Genomic DNA, 16945 nt, shown 5'->3' with positions numbered 1-16945 from the left:
GGGGGGCCGGGGCGCCGCCGGCGGGCGGCGCGGGGCCGGCGCCCTCGTGTGGTGGCGCTGCGCGGGGGGCGCGCCGGCCCCCCCGGGGGGGGGGGCCGCCGGGCCCCGCGCCCGGTGCCATGGCGACGTACAAAGTGCCCGGCATAGAGCTCCTCGACGAACTGCCGCTGACCGCCACCGGCAAGATCAAGAAGACGGAGCTTGCGCGGCGGGCCGCGGCCGGGCGCTGAGGAAGTCGAGCGCGGCCTGCGCCGTGAACTCGCTCTGTCCGCCCCGCAGCAACAGCCCCGCCGAAGCGAAGGCGGGGGCGTCCGCGTGGGCGGCGACGTAGGGGATCGCGATGCAGCGCATGCCGGCCGCGTGCGCCGCCGCCGCACCCGGAGCGGCGTCCTCCAGGACCACGCAGTCGGCGGGGTCCGCGCCCAGGAGCGCCGCCGCGGCGAGGAAGACGTCGGGGGCCGGCTTGCCGTGGGCGACCTCGTCCGCGGAGATCACGGTGGTCAGCTGTGCGTCCAGGCCCGTACCGGAGAGGATCGCGTCGATCGCCGCCCGCGAGGAGCCGGACGCCACGGCCATCGGCACCCCGGCACCGTGCAGCTGCTCCACGAGCCCCCGCATCTCGGGGAAGACGTGGGTGTCCGCGCGGGCCAGGGCGAGATAGCGGCGGTCGAGTTCGGCGAGCAGCTCGGCGACCGGTACGTCGATGCCGTAGCGGTCCTTCCAGATGGCGAGGGTCTCCTGAGTGCCGATGCCGACGTAGGCCTCGTTGTCCGCCCAGGTGTACTCGACGCCGTGCTCGGCGAGCAGCGCGCGCGACGCCTCGTAGTAATTGGGCTCGCTGTCCACGAGTGTGCCGTCGAGATCGAAGATGACCGGGGTGACGCCGAGAGGGCTGCCGAAGGTGCTCATGCGGTCAAGGATGCCAAAGGCCCAGTTCACCGACGTCCGAGGCCCAATTCACCGCTGCGCGGCCGCGGTCCGCCCGATCGACTCGACCAGCGGGAGCAGCCGGCTGGGCACACGCTCGCGCAGCGCCATCTCGGTACGGGTGCGCACCACGCCCGGCAGCTGGATCAGCTGCTGGATGACGTCCTCCAGGTGGCCGTTGTCCCGGGCGACCACACGGGTCAGCAGATCGCCGCCGCCGGTGATCGAGAAGGCCTCGATGATCTCGGGCACCGCGGCCAGCGCGTCGCCCACCTCGTCCAGATGCCCCTGGGTGACCTCGATGTGCACGAAGGCGAGGACCGGGTGGCCGAGGGCGGCGGGGGAGAGCGAAGGACCGGTCCCCGTGATCACACCGTCCCGCTCCAGACGGTCGAGCCGGGCCTGCAGGGTGCCGCGGGCGACGCCGAGTACGCGCGCGTACTCACGGACACTGGTGCGCGGCTGCTCCAGGAGCAGCCGCAGGATGCGGGTGTCGAGTTCGTCGACGGCCATGGTGCGGGTCTTTCAGGTGTACGCATGCGGATGTACGCATGCAGATGTACGAATGCGGGTGTACGAATGCGGTGCTGATCGGTGGTGACTGTATACGCAGCCCGCGCCTCACGCGTCCCGTACCCGCAGCAGCACCCCGCCCGTGACCAGCGCCGCGACCGCGTAGCCCGCGAGGACCGCGATGCCCGCCCAGGGGCCGATCGGCAGCCGGTCCAGGTCGGTCGTCGCCTGGATCGCGAGACCGGCCGTCGCGGGCGCCGCCCGCCGTGCGTTCGCCTGCCAGTCGGGGTCGGCGAGGAGACCCGCGAGCAGCGGGAAGGCGTAGAAGAGGGCAAGGACCGATGTGACGGCGGTCGCCGTGTCGCGCAGGGCGGTGGCCGCGCCCAGGCCGATCAACGCCGTGAGCGTGAGGTAGAGGACCGTGCCCGCGGCCGCGCGCAAGGTCGGTCCTTCCGTCAGCGTGGGCGCCGCGAAGCCGTCGGCGGACAGCAGCAGCCGGCCCGCGAGCAGCGAGCCGAGCACACCGACGGTGCTCGCCGCGGCGGTCAGGGCGCAGAGCACCGCCGCCTTGGCCGCGAGGATCCGCAGCCGGACCGGTTCCGTCGTGAGGGTCGTGCGGATGGTGCCCGTGCCGTACTCGCCGCTCATCGTCAGCACCGCAAGGACGACGACCGCGCCCTGGCCGAGCCACACCCCGGTCAGGCTGAGCTTCACCGTGTCCTCGTGGCAGTCGGCGGGGACCGGGCAGTCACCCGCGGTCAGCGACGCGGTGGAGGCGGCGCCCGCCAGGACCGTCAGCGCGATCAGGGCGAGCAGCAGCCACCAAGTGCTGTGCAGCGTACGGAGTTTGGTCCACTCGGCACGCACCGCGCCGACCCCGCGCCCTTCGCCCATCACGCGTCCCTCTTCCGTACCCGCCACACCGCGAGACCGAGCACCACGACCGCGTACGCGGCGAGCGTGCCGAAGCCGGTCCACGCGCCCTGCGGATAACAGCCGTCCTCCGGGAGGCAGAGGCCCGCCACCTGGTCGTAGCGCGGAGTCGTCTGCTGGACCGCGAACCCCGCGACGGGCGTGAGCCGTTGCAGCCACTGGGAGAGGCCGAGCGGCACCATGCTGACCAGGATCAGCGGCAGGACGATCACCACGACGACCGTGGTGATCGCGGCCGCCGTGTTGCGCAGCAGCGCGCCGAGCCCCAGGGCCAGGACGGCGATCAGGGCGAGCAGGGCCGCGGTGCCGATGACGGCCCGCAGCACGGGGCCGTCGGTGAGCGAGAACTCGGGGAAGAGCGGCGGCTCGTGGCCGCCGGCGCGCAGCGCGGGCATGCTCAGGAGGTAGGAGAGCAGGGACGCCACGAGCCCGGTCACGAAGGTGACCGCGCCGATCACCACCGCCTTGGCCAGCAGGACGCGGCCGCGGCGCGGAGTGACCGCGAAGGTCGTGCGGATCATCCCGCGCCGGTACTCGGCGGTGATGAACAGGACGCCGAGCGCGGCGACCAGGACGAGGCTCAGCTGGCTGCCGTTGAGGGACGCGGCGACGAGGTCGGGCTGCATCGGCGTGCCGGGGGCGATGTCGCCGGAGCCGCTGAGGGTGAACTCACCCCCTGCGCGACGCAGTTCGCCCTGCCCGTCTCCGGTCGGCTGCCCGCCCCCGCTCGGCCGTCCGACGTCCGTCAGGCGCCAGTCGCCGCCCGTGGCCCCCTTCACCGTCACCTCGTCGAAGCGGGCCGACGACCGTGATGGCTGGTCGCTCACCGACACATTGCCGAACTTCCGTTGCATGGACTGTGCGTTGGGCGATGCCACGAAGAGGCCGAACTGGACCGCTTCGGCCGACGTGGCGAGTCGGACGGTTCCCACCTCGTGCCAGGTGCGCCCGTCCGCGGACTCGTACGCCGTGACGGTCGCCCCCGAGCGGACCAGTCGAAGCCAGTGGGGCGTGGTGGCGGACGCGGCGCTGCCCGCCACGTCGCGGATGAACTCGCTCTGCAGGCGCACTCCGTGCCCCGCGGTGATCATGAGGGCCGCGTACTCCGATCCCGGATCGGTGCTCTCCTTGATCAGCACCCCGGCCTTGGCCCACTCGGGGGCCCGGCGCGGCTGCTCGCCGGTGGGTCCTGTCACCCGGGCGGTGATGCTGCCGTTGCCGGTGAGCGTGCGGTGTACGAACGTGAAGTCGTCGCGGATGGACACCCCGCCGGGCCCGGTGGGCGCGGGGGAACCGCCACCGCCGCCCCCGCCCGTCGTCTCGATGCCCGAACTCGTCGCGGAGAAGAGGGAGATGAGGACGGTCACCACGACCGCGGCCAGTAGCGTGAGACCCCAGCGGCGCACCGTGCGCAGCTTGGTCCACTCGGCGCGCAGCAGCTGCGGGAACCCGGCGCGGCCGACGAGCGCGGTGCCGGGGCGGCGGGGCGGGTCGGCGGTGGTCATCGCGTGCCCTCCCCGGCAGCCCCGGTGCTCTCGCCGGACGCCTGCCGGTCCTGACCGCCCGCGAACTCGACCTCGTCCCTGGTGAGTTCCATGTACGCCTCCTCCAGCGTGGCCCGGTGCGCCGCGACCCCCGAGAAGCCGACCCCGGCGCCGCCGAGCAGCTCCACGACGCGGCCCGCCGCGAGGCGCGAGACGGTCAGCGTGTCGCGTCCGGTGGCCGCGACACTCGCCCCGGCGCCCGCAAGGACGGTCATCGCCGCCGTCCGTTCGTCCGTGCGGACCTCGACCCGGTCGCCGGACGCCGCGGCGAGCAGCTCCCGCACGCTCGTGTCGGCGATGACACGGCCCCGCCCGACCACCACCAAGTGGTCGGCGGTGTCCTCCAGTTCACTCATCAGATGGCTGGAGACGAGCACGGCACGGCCCTCGGCGGCCAGACCCTTGAGGAAGCCGCGGATCCACCGGATGCCCTCCGGGTCGAGTCCGTTGACCGGCTCGTCGAAGAGCAGGACGGGCGGGTCGCCGAGCAGCGCCGCCGCGATGCCGAGGCGCTGGCGCATGCCGAGCGAGTAGCCGCCGGCCCGGCGCCGCGCGGCCTGGCCGAGCCCGACGAGGTCGAGCACCTCGTCCACCCGGCGCACGGGAAGCCCGTGCGAGTGCGCCATCCACAGGAGATGGTCGCGCCCGCGCCTGCTGGGATGGACGGCCGCCGCGTCGAGCAGCGAGCCCACTTCGAGCAGCGGGGTGCGCAGCGCGTGGTAGGGGCGGCCGCCGATGAGCGCGGTGCCCTCGTCGGCGGAGTCCAGACCCAGGACGATGCGCATGGTGGTGGACTTGCCTGCACCGTTGGGGCCGACGAATCCGGTGACCTGTCCGGGAGCCACGGTGAAGGAGAGACCGTCGACCGCGGTGACCGGCCCGTAACGCTTGCGCAGTCCGCGCACTTCGATCGTCGCCGCGTGGCCGACAGGAGCCGCGCCGCGGTCAGTTGTTGCCGTGATGCCATCCATGAGAAGCGAGGCTAGAGACGGCACGGCCACGGGTCGTCACGCCCGGGAGCCGTCTTCGTATCCCTCACGTGAGGGACTCCGACGGGCCCCGTGCCCGTGACAATGAGACGCGTGAGGGTCACAACTCCCGTCAGGGGCCGCGGATACAGCGGATACAAGCGCATGGGCACCCGCATGGGCACCCGCATGGGCACCCGCAAGCGCACCCGCATGCGCACCCGCATGCGCGGCGTCGCGCGCCACCCACGGACACCGGTCGCGGCCGCGGCACTCCTGTCGCTCGCCGCCACCGCGGAGCTGCTGCTGCGCGCGGACGCCACCGTCCCGCTGCCGCTCGCCCTCTCCCTCGCCCTGGGGACGACCGTGCCGGTGGCGGCGCTCGCGGGCGGTGCGGTGCGGGGGAGGGGCGCAGGCGTCGGCAGCCCGAGGCACACGTCCCTCGCCGCCCTCCCCGCCTCCGCAGCCGCGATGCTCGCCCTCGCGCCCTTTCACGTACTGACCATCGCCGGTCTGTACGCCCTGCTCGTGGCCCTCCACCAGGCGGGGCGCCACGGCCCGAGGCTCCTGACGGTGCTCCTTGCGCTGCCCTTCGTCGCGTACGCGGTCACGGCAGCGGCGGCGGACGGCGCGGGGGAGCGGGTGATGACCGTGCTGGTCGCGGTGTGCGCCGGCGTCGCGGCCGGTACCGGGATCGCCCGCGGCGCCCGTGACACCGCGCTGGTCAACGGCGCGGCCGAGCGGGCCATCGCCGAGACCCTCCACGAGCATGCCGCCCGGGGCGAACGGGCCAGGATCGCCCGGGAGTTGCACGACGTCGTCGCCCACCACATCTCCATGATCGCCGTGCAGGCGGAGACCGCCAGGCTGACCACCCCGGGGCTGCCCACCGCAGGCGCCGAACGGTTCCTGGCCATCGGCGACACCGCCCGCACCGCGCTCACCGAGATGCGCCGCCTGCTCGGCGTCCTGCGCGAGGACGCGGGGCCCGCCGTGCCGGAGCGCCGCCCGCAGCCCGGTCTCGAACAGCTCGGCGAGCTCGTCGACGAGGCGCGGGACGCGTCGGCCGCCGCCGTACGGCTCATCGTCGAGGGGCCCGTGCGCACCCTCGACCCGGGCGTCGAACTCACCGCGTACCGCATCGTGCAGGAAGCCCTCACCAACGCGCGCCGCCACGCGCCGGGCGCCGCCGTGGACGTCGAACTCCACTACACCCAAGGCGCCTTGCGGCTGCGTGTGCGCGACAACGGGCCGAGCCCGGACGACGTGGACGACCTGGACGACGGGCACGGTCTTCTCGGCATGCGGGAGCGCGCCGCGATGGTCGGCGGCGAGCTGCGCGCGGGCCCCGCGCGGCGCGGCGGTTTCCTCATCGAGGCGACGTTCCCCGCACCGGTGCGGGAGCATGCCGCATGAGTGAGATCCCGAGCAGCGGCCGCCAGGCGCCCCTGCGCATCGTCATCGCCGACGACCACGAAGTCGTCCGTGCCGGTTACGCCGGACTCCTCGCCACCCAGCCCGACTTCACCGTCGTAGGCACGGCCGCCGACGGCGCCCAGGCGGTCCGGCTCTGCCGCGAGCTGCTGCCCGACCTGGTCCTGATGGACGTCCGCATGCCGGTGATGGACGGCATCGAGGCGACCGGGCGGCTCGCCGGCACCGGCACCCGCGTCCTCATCCTCACCACCTTCGACCTGGACGAGCACGTGTACGACGCGCTGAGCGCGGGCGCCGCCGGGTTCCTGCTCAAGGACGTCACCGCCGAGCACCTCTTCGACGCCGTACGCGTGGTGGCCGCGGGCGAGGGTCTGCTCGCGCCCACCGTGACCCGCCGCCTCATCGCCGAGTTCGCCCGCCTCAGGCCCGGACCGCCCAGCGGATCCGCCGCCCGGCTCGACGCCCTGACCCCGCGCGAGACCGAGGTGCTCCGGCTGATCGCGGAAGGCCTGTCCAACCCGGAGATCGCGGGACGGCTGCACGTCAGCGAGGAGACCGTGAAGACCCATGTGAGCCGGGTGCTCGGCAAACTCGGCCTGCGGGACCGCACACAGGCGGTCGTGGCGGCGTACGAGACGGGGCTCGTGGTGCCGAGGGCGCAGGCCTGACACCTGGCCCATCAGGGAGGCGGGCCGCCCCGCACCACCGGGCCCGGCGAGGCCCGTCGCCGTACAATGGAAGGGCGGCAAGTGCACGACGGCGTGACTCGATCATGAATGCCCGTATCGAGGACTACGCCCTCATCAGTGACCTGGAGACCGCTGCCATGCTCGGCAGGGACGGGTCGATCGACTGGCTCTGCCTGCCCCGCTTCGACTCCCCGGCCTGTTTCGCCGCCCTGCTCGGCACGGGCGACAACGGCTTCTGGCGGATCTCCCCCATCGGCGCGGGAGCGTGCACGCGGCGGGCCTACCGCCAGGACACCCTCGTCATGGACTCCTGCTGGGAGCTCCCGACCGGTGCCGTACGGGTCACGGACTTCATGCCGCCGCGTGCCCAACTGCCCTGTGTCGTACGCGTGGTCGAGGGTCTTTCGGGCGCCGTGGCGATGCGCAGCGAACTGCGGCCGCGGTTCAACCAGGGCCGGATCGTCCCCTGGGTGCGGGCCGAGGAGCACTGCACGGTCGCCGTCGCGGGGCCCGACTCGCTCTGGGTGAGCGCCGACGGCCCCGTGACGACTCGGGGTGACGCCGACCCGACGGTCATCGACTTCACCGTCACGGCGGGCCAGCGCCTCACCGTGCAGCTGGTGTGGGCGCCCTCGCATGTGCCGGAGCCGCCCGAACCGCTCCGTGTGCCCGCCGAGACCGCGCTGAAGGCGACCGGCGACTTCTGGCGGCGCTGGACGGCGCGCTGCCGCTACCAGGGCCCCTGGCGGGAGGCCGTCACCCGCTCGCTGATCACGCTCAAGGCGCTCACCTACGCGCCCACGGGCGGCGTCGTCGCCGCGCCGACCACCTCGCTGCCCGAGTGCGTCGGCGGCGAGCGCAACTGGGACTACCGGTTCTGCTGGCTGCGCGACTCCACGCTGACGCTGTCCTGTCTGCTGCGCAGCGGCTACCGGGACGAGGCGACGGCCTGGCTCGACTGGCTCGGGCGGGCGATCGCGGGCGACCCGGCGGATCTGCAGGCGGTGTACGGCCTCGGGGGACAGCGGCTGCTGCCGGAGGCCGAGGCGCCGTGGCTGCCCGGCTACGAGGGTTCGCGGCCCGTCCGCTTCGGGAACGCCGCGGTGACCCAGCTCCAGCTCGACGTGTACGGCGAGGTCCTCGACACGCTCTGTCTGTCGCTGCGCGCCGGCATCCCGATGGAACCCCACATGTGGAGCCTGGTGAAATCCCTGATGCGCTACCTGCAAGAGCACTGGCGCGAGCCCGACCAGGGACTGTGGCAAGTGCGCGGCACCAGGCGGCAGTTCGTGCACTCCAAGGTCATGTCGTGGGTCGCAGCCGACCGCGCCCTGCGCATGGGCGAGCTGCTCGGCAGGAACGAACGCGCGCCGGAGTGGACGGCCATGCGCGACGCCGTGCACCAGGAGGTGTGCCGCGAGGGATGGGACGCCGGGCTCCGGTCGTTCACCCAGTCCTACGGCTCGCCCGCCCTGGACGCGTCCGCGCTGCTGATCCCCAAGGTCGGCTTCCTGCCGGCCGACGACCCGCGGGTGCACGACACCGTCCTCGCGATGCGGGCCCTCGACGACAACGGCTTCGTACGGCGGTACGCGCACAACGGCAGCGGCGTGCACGGCGTGGACGGCATGCGCGGATCCGAGGGCACGTTCGTGGCGTGTTCCCTCTGGTACGCCGACGCGCTGGCGGCGACCGGCAGGCTCGAAGACGCCCGGGAGACCTTCGAGCGCGTCCTGGACGTCCGCAACGACGTGGGCCTGCTCGCCGAGCAGTGGGACCCCGGACGCGGGCGCCAACTGGGCAACGCGCCCCAGGCGTTCAGCCATATCGCTCTGGTGGAGACGGCCTTCGCCTTGCGTGACGCGGGCGCTCACGAGGCGCCGCGGACGGCCGTCAGGAGCACCATGCCGGAGTCGCCGTAGTCGGGCAGCGTCGGATCGGCGTCGATCCGGGTGACCACGAGCCGCCGCGTCAGCGGCGCGAACACCTCCGTGACGACGTCCGGGTCCACCGGGCAGCCGGGCCAGCGCGATGCGGGACCGATGCGGTAGGTCGGCATGTTCTCCATGAACGCGGCGACCAGGTGCCCGCCGGGGCCGACCGAGCGCACGAAGCGGTGGCAGAAGTCGGTGAACTCCGTGAAGTCCTCGGTGACACCCTCGGCGACGAAGTTCATCGACGCGATGTCATAACCGCCGGGCGTGAGCGCACGGATGTCGCCGTGCACCACGCGTACGCGCGTCAGCGCCTCCGGCAGGCTCGGGGGCAGGCCGGGGTCGAGGCTGCGGCACAGCTCGTAGAACGGCGACCAGCTGGCGTCCGGCGGCTCTTCGAGCTGCCGCGTCAGATAGGCGACGCCCGCCGCGCTCGCCTCCACGGCGTCGATCCGGCGGCTCGCGGCGGCGGCGAGCATCAGCGGATAGAGATTGGGCCCGGCCCCGAACTCCAGGGAGCGGGCGACGCTTCCCGGGGCGAACTGCCGGTAGAAGGCGGAGTGATGGGCGATCACCGCGGCGTCGGACGGATGCAGCTCGCGGTAGTTCTCGCCGAGATAGTCCTGGACGGGCCAGCTGTCCCAGTCCACGTCGTCGTTGCGGGTGGGCGCCATGCCGCCTCACCCCGCCGGACGGAGCGGAAACCGCTCGGAAAGAAGGGTCAGCGCCGTGCCCAGGCGGTCGATGTCCTCGTCGGAGTTGAGGGCCGTGAGCTGTACGCGGAAGCCGACCCGGTCGCGCGGCACGAGCGGATAGGCCGCCAGCGTCACATAGATGCCCTGCTCCCACAGGAAACGGCCGACCGCGTCCAGGTCGTCGGCGTTCTCCAGGGGGATCTCCACGATCGGCAGCTGATCGGAGTTGAGCGTCCCCACGCCGAGCGCCGCCACGTGATCGAGCACCCGGACGGTCTTGCGGTGCAGATCGGCGCGGATGGCGTCGCCGCGCCGGTCGTTGACCTCCAGGCCGGCGAGCGCGGTGGCCAGGGAGGCCGTCGGCGATGGCCCGGAGTACAGATACGGGGCCGCCGTGACCTTCAGATGGTCCTTGAGCCACGACGGCAGCGCGAGAAAGGCAAGGAGCGACGAGTACGCCTTGGAGAAACCCCCGACGAGCACGACACCGTCGTACGTCTCGCCCGTGTGCCGCACGACGCTGTTGCCGCGCAGTCCGTAGGGGCACGGTTCGTTCGCCCCGCGCTCCCCGATCACACCGAAGCCGTGCGTGTCGTCGATGTACAGCGTGGCGTCCAAGTCCCGGCAGATCCCGGCCAGTTCGGGGATGTCGGCGATGTTCCCGCTCATGCTGTTGACACCGTCAAGGCAGACGAGGCGCGCCGTTCCCGCGGGCAGCGCCCGCAGCTCGGCGGCCAGTTCGTCCGGCCGCTCCGCGTGGAACCGCCGCAGCGTCGCGCCCTGGGCGCGGGCCGCCACACAGCCGTCGTACACCGTGCGGTGGGCCGCCGCCTCGACGAAGACATGGCCCTTGTCCGCGAGGACCGGGATCACCGAGGCGTGGATCAGCGTCGCCGTCGGCAGGAGCAGCGTGTCGGGCGCCCCGAGCAGCGCGGCGAGCCGTTCCTCGATCTCCGGGTAGAGCCGGGGGCTGCCGATGAGGCGGGACCAGCTGGGGTGCGTGCCCCAGCGGCGTACGGCGGGTTCGATGGCCCCGATGATCTCCGGGTCGCAGTCGAAGCCCAGATAGTTGCACGACGCGAAGTCGATCAGCCAGTGGTCTGCGCTGCGGATGTGCCTGCCGCGCACCTCGTCCAGGACGGCGTCGCTCATCGGACTGGTCCGCCGCAGCTCGTCGAGATCGCGGCTCATGGCGGTCTCTCTAGCGGGGGTGAGCGGCTTGGAAGGGACCCGTGCGGACCGGACGAGGGCGCCTTGGACGGCCGCCGGGGCGGGCGGCGCTGCTGCACGGGCGCTCCCGGTGCCCCGGCATCCGGCGCCACACCGCAGCATGCGTTCGCCCTGCTCCGCGGTCAGCGGGCGCGCGAAGAGATACCCCTGCCCGAACCGGCAGCCCATCCCGGCGAGCAGGTCGCGCTGCACGGGATCCTCGATGCCCTCGGCGATGACCTGAAGGCCCAGTGTGTCGGCGAGGTGGACGATGCCTTCGACGAGGGCGACCTGCCGGGTGTCATCGGCGATGCCGTCGATGAAGGACTTGTCGATCTTCAGTACGTCGATGGGGAACTCCCGCAGATACCGCAGCGAGGAGAATCCCGTCCCGAAGTCGTCGACCGCGATGCGCACCCCGAGGTCCTTGAGCGCCTCCATGACCGCCTGGATCTGACCGTCCCGCCGCATCAGCACCGACTCGGTGAGCTCCAACTGCAGTGACCCCGCGGCGAGTCCGGGCGTCCGCAGCGCCCTGCGCACGTCGTCGAGGAAGCCGGTGTCGCGGAACTGCCGCGCGGAGACGTTGACGCTGACGTACGGCGCGGCCGATGCGGCTGCCACCGTCCGCTGCAGTGCGACGATGTCGGCGGTGGCGCCGGCGAGCACCCAGGCGCCCAGCGGCGTGATGTGGCCGGTCTCCTCGGCGAGCGGGATGAACTGCTGCGGCGGCACCAGACCCCGCTGGGGATGCGGCCAGCGGGCGAGGGCCTCGAAGCCGACGATCTCGGCGGGCGGCCCGTCCGGTTCGCCGGCCCGATGGCCGTTGGCCGTGATGTCCACCACGGGCTGGTAGCGCAGCGCGAACTCCTCGTCGGCGATCGCCCGGTCCAGGCTCGCCTGCAGGTCGTGCCGCTCCAGCATCCGTACGTGCAGCCGGGGCCGGAAGCGGCGCCACTGGCGCTTCCCGGCGGCCTTGGCGGCGTACAGGGCCAGGTCGGCGTGGGTGAGCAGCTCCTCGGCGCCGGAGCTGTCCGCGGCCGTGGCCACACCGACGCTGGCGGAGACGCTCACCGTGGCGCCGGGCAGATGGAAGGGCCTGCTGAGCGCCTGCACCACCTGCGCGGCCAGGATCTCGGCGTCGGCGGGCTTCTTCGCGTCCTCCATGAGCACCGCGAACTCGTCGCCGCCGAGCCGGGCCGCGGTGTCGCTGCGGCGCAGCGACTGCGCGAGCCGGGAGCCGACGGCGGCGAGCAGCCGGTCGCCGACGGAGTGCCCCATCGTGTCGTTGACGACCTTGAAGTCGTCGAGGTCGATGAAGAGCACACAGGTGAGGGTCGACTCGCGGTCGCCACGCAGCAGCGCGCGCTCGATCCGCTCCAGGAGCAGCGTCCGGTTGGGCAGGCCGGTCAGCGCGTCGTGGAAGGCCCGCTGGGTGAGCTCGTGCTCCAGCTGACGCTGCTCGGTCACGTCCCGCAGGGTGACGACGAGGCCCCGGACCGTCGGGTCGTCGCGCAGATCGCTGCAGCGCACCTCCACCTCGACGCGCCCGGTGTCGCGCCGCATCCACCAGTAGTCGTGGGGTTCGCGCTGCCCGCCGTCGCGCATGGCCCGCAGGACCCGCCCCGCGCGGCGCCGGTCGCGCGCGTCGACCAGCTCGGGCAGCGTCGTCCCGATCAGCCGGGCGGCCCCGAACACGACCGCCGCGGACGGACTCGCGTACCGCACGGTGTCGTCGTCGTCGACGATCAGGATGACGTCCGACGCGTTGCGCACCAGCGTGCGGAAGTACGCCTCGCTCTCCCGGCGGATGATCTCCTGGCGCAGCGCGATGCGCTCCATGGCGAGGCCCGCGTGCGAGGCGAGGATCTCCAAGGAGGCCCAGATCTCGGTGAGCTGGCGCTCGGGGCCCGCCGCGATCAGCACACCCGGCGGCGCGTCACCGGCGGGACGGTCGCGCTGGATCATGGGGCACACCAGGGCGCTCTCGGGCGTCCCGAAGTGAGGGGTGATGTCCGGGCCGAGCTCGGCGACGGGCGCCAGATGGGTGCGGTCCAGGGCGAGTTCGGAGGGCAGGGCCGAGGGAGATCCGTCCGTGCCGGGCAGCAGGGTCGCCGTGCGGACATCGGGCGCGGCCAGCGCGGTGACCGCCCCGTCGCAGGTCTCCGCGATCTCCTCGGGCCTGACCGCCGACACCAGGGAGGAGGCGGCGGTACGCAGCGCCAGCTCACGGTCCACGGCCTTGCGGTGTGCCACGACCATCCCGGCGAGCCGGAGGATCACCAGGAGGAACAGCGCACCGGAGAACGCCGCGATCACGGGCGCGTCATGGGCCCCGCCGGCGAGCCCCTCGGCGAGCAGGACCGCCGGGGCGATCAGGGTGGCGAGGGCGAGCAGCACGAGCCGGTGCCGGGGCGGGAGCAGCGACTTGCGCTGCTGCGCGTACGCGGTCAGTTCCACCATCGATGGATGCAGCGCCGCGAGGCCCCAGGCCGTGTAGAAGACGATCCAGCCCAGGTCGAGCGGGGTGCCGGTCTGCCACAACCCGTTGAGCTGCAGAATTCCGTACGCGATGTCGAAGCCGAGCAGCGTGACGGTGCCGACGACGAGCAGCTGCACGCAACGGTTGTGGCCGGACACGGAGCCGGGGGTGAGCATCCCGGCAAGCAGCGCGAGGACCAGCACGTCGCCCAGCGGGTAGGCGATGCTGATCGCGCGCTGCGCCCACGTCAGGCCCTCGACCTCGGTGAGCGGCTGGACGAGACAGACCCAGACGGGCAGTGCGAGGCCGCCGGTGAAGATCAGCGCGTCGAGCAGGCTCGGCAGGTCGCGGCCCACCCAGCGGTAGCGGACGAGCCCGAACAGCCCGGCGGCGAACAGCGGATACGTCGCCAGGTACAGGGCGTCGGCGGGGGAGGGAAAGGGGTTGGAGGCGTGCAGATACTCCTCGACCACGTTGTAGTACGTGTCACCTGCGGCGAAGGTGAGCAGACCGGCGGCGAGCACCCACCACGGCCAGCGGTGCGCGGGACGGTGCACGCGCACGCCCGTGAGCACGGCGGCGACACCGCCGAGACCGATGAGCGCCCAGAGCGGTGCACGCAGGTCCTCAAGGGTCAGATAGGCCGCGGTGAGGGCGGCGACCAGCAGGACGTAACCGGCCGTCAGCCGGTTTCGCGCCCGCAGCTCTCCCCGAGAACGTGCCCGAAGCAATGGAAAAGCGCCTCCCTGCGTGGCAGGGACACCGGGCCGAGGATCGCGTCAACCGGGGTCTCGCTCCTTCGATCGTAGGCCCGGCGGGTGAGGGGCTGCATCTTCTCGGTCTTCTCGCCGGGAGGGCTCAGTCCTCAACCGGAGGCAGGGCGGCACCGACGGGCGGGGGACTGCCGACCGTCTGCCCGAAGTAGTCGACGGGGCCCGTGTCGATGCCGAACAGCGCCTGCAGGTCCAGGCCCTTGCCGGCGAGGGCCGCGCAGTCCGGGGCCAGCAGATGCGCGTCACCGGCGGAGTCCACGTCGGGCAGCTCGCCGCCGGCGAGGCAGGGATCGACGGTCAGGCCGACGGGCTGTCCCTGGAGGCGTTCCTGACCGGTCGCCGCGCGCCAGGCCTTCAGTCCGGTGAAGGACCAGTCACCCCACTGCGCGGTCCACTGTCCTTGCGGGGCACGGTAGTTGTTGCCCTGCACGAGGACGTTGGCGGCGGTCAGGCCCTCGTCCGCCAGGACCAGCGGGGAGCCGTCGGTGATGAAGTTGTTGTTGCGGACGGTGACGCCCCTCTGGCCGTCCATCAGGCGCAGGGCGGGACCGCTCCTGCCGTCCTCCAGGACGGTCATGACCACGGTGTTCTGGTACATCCGCAGATTGCGCACGTCGTGGCCGTAGACCGCGAGCCCGCCGAATCGCGGCAGCCTGCGGCCGTTGTCGGAGGACAGGTTGTAGCGGATCGTGTTGTCGGTGTGCGCGCCGTTCACCACGCGGGTGTAGGCGTAGAAGCCGGAGCCGTCGTTGTGGAACGCCAGGTTGTACTGCATGGTCGAGCCCGAGACGTTCTCGTCGAACCCGAATCCGGCGCCGTCGACCTTGGAGCGCGTGTGGTTGCGGTACGCGGTGTTGTGCTCCAGGAGCACGTCGGTCGCGTCATAGGCCCAGATGCCCACCGGGCCCGACGGCGCTGTGACGGCCGACCGGGCGCCGTTGTCGTGGGCGGTGGAGTTCCGCACCGTCGCCTGGCGCACGGAGCCGAGGATGATGCCGTCGCCGGTGTGCCGGTCGTCCGCCTCCGGGTCTCCGGCGTTCCGGTAGGCGGCGACGTCCTCGACCTCGAAGTCCTCGTGCGCAAAGGCGGGTTGGCGGGGCTCGAACTTCGGGCCGTAGGTCAGCAGCCCGGCGTCCTTGTTGCCGTGCAACTTGGCCTGACGCACCGTCACATCCCTGAAGCCGGTGCGCTCCTCGTTGCTGCCGACCGCGATGCCCGCCCGGAATCCGGAGATCTCGACGTCGGAGACCAGGACATGGTCGATCGGTCCGCCGCCCGGACGGTCGGCGTAGAGGTTGATGCCCCCGTCGCCGGCGTAGGCGGCGCGGTCCCCGGTCACGTGCAGATCGCGGATCTCCACGCCCGCCGTGTTGTGCACGGAGATGCCGGGGGTGCCCTCGGCGTCGACGGTGGCCCGGCCCTCGCCGTACGACCCGATCACCACGGGCCGGTCCGCGTCGCCCGCCTCCGAGCCGTTCAGCGTGATGGTGCCGGTGAAGCGCGCGCCGCCTTCGAGGAGCAGCCGGTCGCCGGGCTCAAGCGCCACGCGTTCGGCGCGGGCCAGCGTCCGCCAGGCCTTGCCGGGCGATGAGCCGTCGTTGTCGTCGTCGCCATCGGCGCCGACGTAGTACGTGCTGGTCGGCGAGTAGTGCGGCGTGGCCGCGCAGCCGCCGGCCGCGATCAGCGCGATCGCGGCGACGAGCGCACCCGGGGCACGGCGCCCCAGGGCGGACGCGGCGGCTGTCCTGCGCATCGGAATCAGGCCTCCACGGGCTGCGGCGGTGCCAGGGACGGCACCTTGGCGGGCTGCGGCCCGGAACGGGCGGTGAACCACGCCACCGTGTGCCGCAGCCCTTCCTCCAGGGTGACCCGAGGAACCCAGCCGAGCTCTTCGAGCGCCCGGTTGATCACGGGGCGGCGGCGGGTCGGATCGTCGACGGGCAGCGGGCGGTACTCGATGGGGGAGTGCGATCCGGTGATCTTGCGGACGAGTTCCGCGAGCTCACGGACGGTGCGCTCGCTGGGGTTGCCGAGGTTCACCGGGCCGCTGTGGCCGCTGTCGAGCATCGCCACCAGGCCGCGTACGAGGTCGTCGACGTAGCAGAAGCTGCGGGTCTGGCCGCCGTCGCCGTAGATCGTCAGCGGCCTGCCCGCAAGCGCCTGGCGGACGAAGGTCGACACCACGCGCCCGTCGTGCGGCCGCATCCGCGGACCGTACGTGTTGAAGATCCGTACGATGCCCACGTCGACGCCCAGGCTGCGCCGGTACGCCATGGAGAGCGCCTCCGCGTACCGCTTGGCCTCGTCATAGACGCTGCGCGGGCCGACCGGGTTGACGTGGCCCCAGTAGTCCTCGGGCTGCGGGTGGATCTCCGGGTCGCCGTAGACCTCGCTGGTCGAGGTCAGCAGGAAGCGGGCGCCGTGCCGCTGGGCCAGGCGCAGGGCGTTCTCGGTGCCCCGGCTGCCGACGGCCAGGGTCTCCAGGGGCAGCCGGTGGTAGTCGGGCGGTGACGCGGGGCTCGCGAGGTGGGCCACCGCGTCCACCGGGCCCGGCACGTCGAACGGCTCGGTCACATCCGCGTGGCGCAGCCGGAAACGGGGCGCGCCGCGCAGGTGGGCGACGTTCTCCGGCTCGCCGGTGCAGAAGTTGTCCAGGCACCAGACGGTGTCGCCCCTGGCGAGGAGCGCCTCGCACAGATGGGAGCCCATGAATCCGCCGCCGCCCGTCACCACGACCCTCATGACGCACCTCCGGTGAGTGCGGCCACGGGGGCGGTGGGTCGCGAGGGGGCGGGGGGCGCGCGCGGCGACGGTCGCGGGGGCCGGGAGGGCGGGGCGGCG

The 16945-nt window shown here is 72.8% G+C and carries 12 protein-coding genes; 3 read left to right on the top strand and 9 right to left on the bottom strand.

The window, feature by feature from the left end; translation table 11 throughout:
- Window positions 1-186: 186 nt before the first annotated feature.
- From ACFWY6_RS15995 to ACFWY6_RS15975, 5 genes are all read right to left on the bottom strand, one after another.
- Window positions 187-909 carry an HAD family hydrolase gene (locus ACFWY6_RS15995; protein ID WP_384690024.1) on the bottom strand — a complete coding sequence of 241 codons (723 nt, stop codon included), beginning with the start codon at window positions 907-909 and terminating at the stop codon, window positions 187-189.
- A gap of 48 nt (window positions 910-957) precedes the next feature.
- Window positions 958-1440, bottom strand: a complete 483-nt coding sequence (locus ACFWY6_RS15990) for an Lrp/AsnC family transcriptional regulator (RefSeq protein WP_266869311.1) — start codon at window positions 1438-1440, stop codon at window positions 958-960.
- A gap of 108 nt (window positions 1441-1548) precedes the next feature.
- Window positions 1549-2334 carry an ABC transporter permease gene (locus tag ACFWY6_RS15985; RefSeq protein WP_384690021.1) on the bottom strand — a complete coding sequence of 262 codons (786 nt, stop codon included), beginning with the start codon at window positions 2332-2334 and terminating at the stop codon, window positions 1549-1551.
- The gene (locus ACFWY6_RS15980) at window positions 2334-3878 is read right to left on the bottom strand and encodes an ABC transporter permease subunit (RefSeq protein ID WP_384690018.1); all 1545 of its coding nucleotides are present in this window, start codon (window positions 3876-3878) and stop codon (window positions 2334-2336) included. Before ACFWY6_RS15980 ends, ACFWY6_RS15985 begins: the two co-directional genes overlap by 1 nt.
- Window positions 3875-4888 carry an ABC transporter ATP-binding protein gene (locus ACFWY6_RS15975; RefSeq protein WP_384690015.1) on the bottom strand — a complete coding sequence of 338 codons (1014 nt, stop codon included), beginning with the start codon at window positions 4886-4888 and terminating at the stop codon, window positions 3875-3877. Before ACFWY6_RS15975 ends, ACFWY6_RS15980 begins: the two co-directional genes overlap by 4 nt.
- A gap of 111 nt (window positions 4889-4999) precedes the next feature.
- On the opposite strand from ACFWY6_RS15975, the gene ACFWY6_RS15970 reads away from it, so the two are divergent.
- From ACFWY6_RS15970 to ACFWY6_RS15960, 3 genes are all read left to right on the top strand, one after another.
- Entirely contained in the window at window positions 5000-6301 is a 1302-nt protein-coding gene (locus ACFWY6_RS15970) for a sensor histidine kinase (protein ID WP_384690012.1), read from the top strand.
- On the top strand, window positions 6298-6990 hold the full coding sequence (locus ACFWY6_RS15965; RefSeq protein WP_384690009.1) for a response regulator: 693 nt from the start codon (window positions 6298-6300) through the stop codon (window positions 6988-6990). Before ACFWY6_RS15970 ends, ACFWY6_RS15965 begins: the two co-directional genes overlap by 4 nt.
- Before the next feature lie 104 nt (window positions 6991-7094).
- Window positions 7095-8933, top strand: a complete 1839-nt coding sequence (locus ACFWY6_RS15960) for a glycoside hydrolase family 15 protein (RefSeq protein ID WP_384690006.1) — start codon at window positions 7095-7097, stop codon at window positions 8931-8933.
- Here ACFWY6_RS15960 and ACFWY6_RS15955 read toward each other — a convergent pair.
- The 4 genes from ACFWY6_RS15955 to ACFWY6_RS15940 all read right to left on the bottom strand — a co-directional run.
- Entirely contained in the window at window positions 8882-9619 is a 738-nt protein-coding gene (locus ACFWY6_RS15955; RefSeq protein ID WP_384690003.1) for a class I SAM-dependent methyltransferase, read from the bottom strand. The genes ACFWY6_RS15960 and ACFWY6_RS15955 overlap by 52 nt on opposite strands.
- 6 nt (window positions 9620-9625) lie before the next feature.
- Window positions 9626-14062, bottom strand: a complete 4437-nt coding sequence (locus ACFWY6_RS15950) for an aminotransferase class I/II-fold pyridoxal phosphate-dependent enzyme (RefSeq protein WP_384689999.1) — start codon at window positions 14060-14062, stop codon at window positions 9626-9628.
- Window positions 14063-14189: 127 nt separating this feature from the next.
- Window positions 14190-15857: a right-handed parallel beta-helix repeat-containing protein gene (locus ACFWY6_RS15945; RefSeq protein ID WP_384689996.1), complete on the bottom strand. Its 1668-nt coding sequence runs from the start codon at window positions 15855-15857 to the stop codon at window positions 14190-14192.
- Between the two features lie 5 nt (window positions 15858-15862).
- Window positions 15863-16945: UDP-glucuronic acid decarboxylase family protein (locus tag ACFWY6_RS15940; protein ID WP_384689994.1), on the bottom strand; the 1083-nt coding region annotated here is incomplete at its 5' end.

The sequence above is a fragment of the Streptomyces sp. NPDC059037 genome, assembly GCF_042740015.1.
Taxonomy (GTDB): Bacteria; Actinomycetota; Actinomycetes; order Streptomycetales; family Streptomycetaceae; genus Streptomyces.
This window is presented reverse-complemented; position numbering and strand designations above follow the sequence as displayed.